Source organism: Micromonospora sp. NPDC004540 (assembly GCF_040610095.1).
In the GTDB taxonomy this organism is placed as follows: domain Bacteria; phylum Actinomycetota; class Actinomycetes; order Mycobacteriales; family Micromonosporaceae; genus Micromonospora.
The window spans coordinates 1-5,530 of the sequence record NZ_JBEXLR010000179.1 but is presented as its reverse complement, the minus strand read 5'-3'; the positions used below and the strand labels follow the sequence as shown (position 1 = coordinate 5,530).

Sequence of the window (5,530 nt, the reverse complement as noted above, 5' to 3'; positions counted from 1 at the left end):
GGCCGAGCACGACCGTGGCGCAGCCCGCCGGCACCGGCACGGCGGCCAGGTGCCGGGCCGCGCCGACGACCAGACCGGCCCCGGCCAGCGCCTCGGCGAGGGCGGGGTGCGCCGGCCGGCCGGCGGCGTCGACCCCCGCCACGAGCACGGTCGGGGTCACGCGGCCCACCGCCCGGAGGAGGCGACCACCCGGGCGCCCGCGAAGTCCACCATGGCCACGTCGACGGTGACCGCGTGGCCGGCGAAGCGGCGCAGCACCTGCCGGACCCGGCGGCAGAGCAGGTCCCCGGCCGGTCCGAGCAGCCCGGCGGCCGCCCACAACTCGTACGCGTGCCGGCCGGTGTTGGCCGCGGCCACCGCGGCGACCAGGTCCGGGTGGCCGCCGGCCTCGGCGGTGACGGCACCGAGCAGCGACAGGTCCACCTTGGACCGGGTGTAGTGGGTCATGAGGATGCCGGCGGCGAGCTTGGCCAGCTTGCCGGCCATGCCGACGAAGACCACTCCGGTCATCCCGTCGCCGACGGCGGCGGTGACCGCCGCGCCGGTGAAGTCGCCCACCTCGACGAAGCACACCTCGGGCAGCTCCGGCAGGAGGGCCCGGGCGGCCCGCTCGGTACGCCCGCCGGTGCAGAGCACCACGGTCCGCTCCCCCTGGGCGGCCATCACGTGCACGGCCTGCACCACGCTGGCCCGCCAGGAGGCGGTGGAGAACGGCCGGACGATCCCGGTGGTGCCGAGGATGGAGATGCCGCCGAGGATGCCGAGCCGCCGGTTGGTGGTCTTGCGGGCCATGATCTCGCCGCGCGGCACGCTGATCACCACGCGGACCCCGGTCTCGCCGAGGTCGACCACCTCGGCGACGGCCTGCCCGATCATGCGACGCGGGGTCTCGTTGATGGCCGGGCCGCCCACATCGAGGCCGAGCCCCGGCCGGGTGACCGTGCCGACGCCCGGCCCGCCGTCGAGGCGCAGCCCCGGCTCGTCCCGCCAGGTGACGGTGGCGGTCAGCTCGGCGCCGTGGGTGACGTCCGGGTCGTCGCCGGCGTCCTTGACCACCACGGCCTCGGCCCGCCGGGCCGGTTCCAGGTCGCAGCGGGCCACCGCGAAGCTGACCCGCCGGCCGGCCGGCAGGCCGATCTCCACCTGGCGCTGCGGCTCGCCGGTGACCAGCGCGGTCAGCGCCGCCTTGGTCGCCGCGGTGGCGCACGCGCCGGTGGTCCAGCCGGTGCGCAGCGCGGTGGGCCGGACCTTCGCCGTACGCGGCAGGTCCGGCTCGCGCAGCGGCGGCTCGGCGTACGTCACCGGCCGTCCCCGGCCGGGTCGGCGGCGTCGCCGGAGCGGGCCCGGCGCAGCGCGGCGCGGGCGCCCGGCTCGGCCCGGCGGTAGGTGTGGAAGTGCCCGGGGTGGTAGAGGTGCGAGCGGGTGCCGGTGGCGGCCAGCGCCGGCCCGACCAGGAACAGCGTGTGCTTCCACAGCTTGTGTGCCTTGACGGTGGCCTCCAGCTCGCCCAGCGCGCACCGGACCACCAGCTCGTCCGGCCAGGTCGCCTGGTAGGCGACCACCACCGGGGTCTCCGGCGGGTAGCCGCCGGCCAGCAGCTCCGCCTGCGCCTGCCCGGAGCGGGCGGCGGAGAGGAAGAGCGCCATGGTGGTGCCGTGCCGGGCGAACTCGCGGACCCGCTCGCCGGGCGGCATGGGCGTCTTGCCGCCCTCCAAGCGGGTGAGGATCACCGACTGGGCGACCTCGGGGATGGTCAGTTCCCGGCCGACCAGCGCGGCGACCGCGGTGAACGAGGACACCCCGGGCACCACCTCCACGGCCAGGCCGAGGGCCCGGCACAGGTCGAGCTGCTCCTGCACGGCGCCCCACAGGGCCGGGTCGCCGGAGTGGATCCGCGCCACGGTCAGCCCGTCGGCGGCGGCCCGCTCGTAGAGCGGCCGCACCCCCTCGATGGGCAGCTGGGAGGAGTCGACGATCTCGGCGCCCGGGCGGGCGTGGGAGAGCACGTCGGCGTGCACAAGGCTGGCCGCCCAGATCACCACGTCGGCCCCGGCGATGACCCGGGCGGCGCGCAGGGTGAGCAGGTCGGCGGCGCCGGGGCCGGCCCCGACGAACCAGACCTTTCCGGTGGCGGTCACAGGTTCCCTCCCCGCCGGTCCCGGCGGGCCGGGACCAGCAGCGTCGACAGGTACGGCAGGTCGGCGGCGGCGTCCACCGGCCCGATCCGCTCCCCGGGCAGGCCGAGCGCCCGCCCCAGCACGGCGTCGGCCAGCCGGTCCTGCCGGCGCAGCTCGTCCACCAGGTCGGGGTGGCGGCGCCAGCCCTTGTAGACGACGACGGTGCCGGGGCCGGCGAGCGCGTCGGCGACCGGCGTGAGCCCGGCCGTGGCGGGCAGCAGGGTGAGCGGTTCGCGGCCCTCGCACAGCGGCACGCCGGCCCGGGCGGCCAGGTCCTGCATGGCGGTGATGCCGGGCACGGTGCGCACCTCGACCCCGGGCCGCCGGGCCCGGACCCCGTCGGCGAGGTAGCCGAAGGTGGAGTAGACGTTGGGGTCGCCGATGGTGGCGAAGGCGACCGACCGGGCGCCGGAGTCGAGGGCGGCCACCACGGCCGCCGCCGCGGCGTCCCACGCGCGCTCCCGGCGGGCGGTCACCCCGCCCCGGTCGTCCAGGGCGAACGGCAGCCGGCGCAGCCGGTCCGCGGGCACGTGCGCCCGCACGGTGGTCTCGGCCCGGCCGGCGGGCGTGTCCGGGTCCGCGGCGTGCCGGTCCAGCACGGGTACGAACACCAGGTCGGCCTCGGCCAGCAGCCGCGCGGCCTTGAGCGTCAGCAGCTCGGGGTCGCCGGGTCCGACCCCGACCCCGGTCAGCACGGCGGCGGGCGACCGCTCCCCGCCGGCGGGCGCGGGCCGGGCCGGGCCGGTCGCGGCGGCCGGCCGGTGGCTGGGCGGGTTCACCGGCTCGCCGCCTCGACCAGCCGGCGGGCCGCCGCCGGGTGACCGGCCCAGTGGGTGTGCAGGTAGGACGCGTGCACCCGGCCGGTCACGAAGCCGTGCGGCGCGCCGTCCCAGTGCCACGCGGGACGGTCGCCGTGCCCGGGGTCGGTGACGGTGCGGTGGAAATCGTGCCCGCGTACCGGGTCGCCGGCGCGGTGCGCCGGGGAGTCGGCGGCGGCCACGGCGTCGCGGTAGCCGAGGGTGAGCCGGCCGGTCATCCGGGCGGTGTGGTCGAGCCGCCCGCACATCGGCACCCCGTCGAGGGCGCGGCCGAGGTAGAGCAGCCCGGCGCACTCGGCGACCACCGGGCCGTCGAAGCCGGCCAGCTCGGCGCGGAGCGCGGTGTTGCCGGCCAGGGCGTCGGCGTGCAGCTCGGGAAAGCCGCCGCCGATCACCACCGCCCGGGTGCCGGGCGGCAGGGCCTCGTCGCGCAGCGGGTCGAGGGTCACCACCTCCGCGCCGGCCGCGGTGAGCAGCTCGGCGGTCTCCGCGTACGAGAAGGTGAAGGCCGCGCCGCCGGCGACCGCGACGACCGGGCGGGCGGTGCCGGCGGGACCGCCGACCGCGGCGGCCGGATCCCAGGCGGGCGCGGTGAGGGGCGGCGCGCTGCGGGCCAGCGCCAGCACGGCGTCGAGGTCCACCGTCGACTCGACCAGGTCGGCGAGCGCGGCCACCACGGCGACCGACTCGGGCGCGCGTTCGGCGACCGGCACCAACCCCAGGTGGCGGGAGGGCGCGGCCACCTCGGCGGCCCGGGTCACCGCGCCGAGCACCGGCACGTCCACCTCGGCGAGCGCGTCGCGGAGCAGCGTCTCGTGCCGGGGCGAGCCGACCCGGTTGAGGATCACCCCGCCGATGCGCACCGCCGGGTCGAAGGCGCGCAGGCCGAGCACCAGCGCGGCGGCGGAGCGGCCCTGCGCCGTGGTGTCGAGGACCAGCAGCACCGGCGCCTCGATGAGCCGGGCGACGTGCGCCGTGGAGGCGTACCCGCCGTGCCCGACCGCGCCGTCGTGCAGCCCCATCACCCCCTCCACCACGGCCACGTCGGCCGGGGTGGGCACGGTCGCGCCGTGGCGCAGCAGCGGGGCGATCCGCTCCGGCCCGACCAGCCAGGGGTCGAGGTTGCGGCCGGGACGGCCGGCGGCGAGCGCGTGGTAGCCGGGGTCGATGTAGTCGGGGCCGACCTTGTGCGGGCTGACCGCCAGGCCGCGGCGGCGCAGCGCGGCGAGCAGCCCGGTGGCCACGGTGGTCTTGCCGTGCCCGCTGGCCGGGGCGGCGACGACCACCCGGGGCAGCGCCCAGTCGGTCACCATTCGATGCCCTTCTGACCCTTCTGGCCGGCGTCCATCGGGTGCTTGACCTTGGTCAGCTCGGCGACCAGGTCGGCCGCCTCGACCAGCCGCGGGTCGGCGTCCCGGCCGGTGATCACCACGTGCTGGAAGCCGGGCCGGTCGCGCAGCGTGGCGACCACCTCGTCCACGTCGACCCAGCCCCACTTCATCGGGTACGTGAACTCGTCGAGCACGTAGAGCCCGTAGCGCTCGGCGGCCAGGTCGCGCCGGATCTGCCGCCACCCCTCCCGGGCGTCCTCGGCGTGGTCGGCCGCGCCGCCGCGCTGGATCCAGGACCAGCCCTCGCCCATCTTGTGCCAGGTCACCGGGGCGCCCTGCCCGGTGCGCTCGTGCACCTCGCCGAGGGCCCGGAAGGCGTTCTCCTCACCGACCCGCCACTTGGCGCTCTTGACGAACTGGAAGACGCCGACGGGCAGCCCGGCGGTCCAGGCCCGCAGCGCCAGCCCGAACGCGGCGGTCGACTTCCCCTTCATCTGTCCGGTGTGCACGATCAGCAGCGGCCGGTGGCGCCGCTGCCGGGTGGTCAGCCCGTCGGCGGGCACGTGGCTCGGTTTCCCCTGCGGCATCAGGCAACGCTCCTCGTGGTGAGGCCGACGAGCGGGCCTCCGGCCACGTCGGCGAGGTGGTGGTGCGGGGCGTGCAGTTGGGCGGCGAGGCGGCGGGCCAGGTGCAGGCGGACCGGGCCGGACTCGCAGTCGACGACGACGCAGGGCGCGCCGGTGGCGGCGAGCACCGCGGCGGCGTGGGCGGCCCGGTCGAGGGGGCGGGGGCCGGCGGTGGCCCGGCCGTCGGTGACCACCAGCACGAGGGGGCGGCGCTTCGGGTCGCGCAGCCGCTCCACCCGTAGCAGGTCGGCCGCCGCGAGCAGCCCCTCCGCCAGCGGGGTACGCCCGCCGGTGGGCAGCTCGGCGAGCCGGGTCGAGGCGGCCAGCACGGACGACGTGGCCGGGAGGAGAGTCTGCGCGCCCGTGCCCCGGAAGGCGACCACGGCCACCTTGTCCCGCCGCTGGTACGCGTCGGTGAGCAGCGCCAGCACCGCGCCCTTCACGGTGGACATCCGCTCCCGGGCGCCCATCGACCCGCTGGCGCACCGCTCCGTTCGGTGGCCGTGATCAGCGGAGCGAAAAACTCGCTGACCGCGGGCGGACAGGAGTGTCGGCCGGCCCGCAACGCGCCTCCGTCA

Annotated in this window: 5 protein-coding genes and 2 pseudogenes; all 7 read right to left on the bottom strand. The window is 77.8% G+C overall.

What is annotated here, in order from left to right:
- Positions 1-154: pseudogene (locus ABZV78_RS31265) on the bottom strand (bifunctional cobalt-precorrin-7 (C(5))-methyltransferase/cobalt-precorrin-6B (C(15))-methyltransferase); the annotation flags it as partial.
- A gap of 2 nt (positions 155-156) precedes the next feature.
- On the bottom strand, positions 157-1,302 hold the full coding sequence (locus tag ABZV78_RS31260) for a cobalt-precorrin-5B (C(1))-methyltransferase (protein ID WP_355644390.1): 1,146 nt from the start codon (positions 1,300-1,302) through the stop codon (positions 157-159).
- A complete protein-coding gene (gene cobM, locus ABZV78_RS31255) occupies positions 1,299-2,138 on the bottom strand; it encodes a precorrin-4 C(11)-methyltransferase (protein WP_355644388.1) in 840 nt (279 codons plus the stop codon). The genes ABZV78_RS31260 and cobM overlap by 4 nt, the downstream gene beginning before the upstream one ends.
- Positions 2,135-2,872 (bottom strand): precorrin-2 C(20)-methyltransferase, encoded by a 738-nt coding sequence (gene cobI, locus ABZV78_RS31250; protein ID WP_355644391.1) that lies wholly within the window; start codon positions 2,870-2,872, stop codon positions 2,135-2,137. The genes cobM and cobI overlap by 4 nt, the downstream gene beginning before the upstream one ends.
- 80 nt (positions 2,873-2,952) lie before the next feature.
- Positions 2,953-4,308, bottom strand: coding sequence for a cobyrinate a,c-diamide synthase (locus tag ABZV78_RS31245; RefSeq protein ID WP_355644386.1), 1,356 nt, complete (start codon positions 4,306-4,308; stop codon positions 2,953-2,955).
- Positions 4,302-4,913 carry a cob(I)yrinic acid a,c-diamide adenosyltransferase gene (cobO, locus tag ABZV78_RS31240; RefSeq protein WP_355644384.1) on the bottom strand — a complete coding sequence of 204 codons (612 nt, stop codon included), beginning with the start codon at positions 4,911-4,913 and terminating at the stop codon, positions 4,302-4,304. Before cobO ends, ABZV78_RS31245 begins: the two co-directional genes overlap by 7 nt.
- Positions 4,913-5,434, bottom strand: a pseudogene (locus ABZV78_RS31235) (VWA domain-containing protein); the annotation flags it as partial. The pseudogene ABZV78_RS31235 and the gene cobO, both read right to left, overlap by 1 nt.
- Positions 5,435-5,530: the final 96 nt, after the last annotated feature.

What these genes read in the sequence shown, in the direction of transcription:
- ABZV78_RS31245 (WP_355644386.1), bottom strand. Translation starts at nt 4,308, where the DNA reads ATGGTGACCGACTGGGCGCTGCCCCGGGTGGTCGTCGCCGCCCCGGCC.
- cobO (WP_355644384.1), bottom strand. Translation starts at nt 4,913, where the DNA reads ATGCCGCAGGGGAAACCGAGCCACGTGCCCGCCGACGGGCTGACCACC.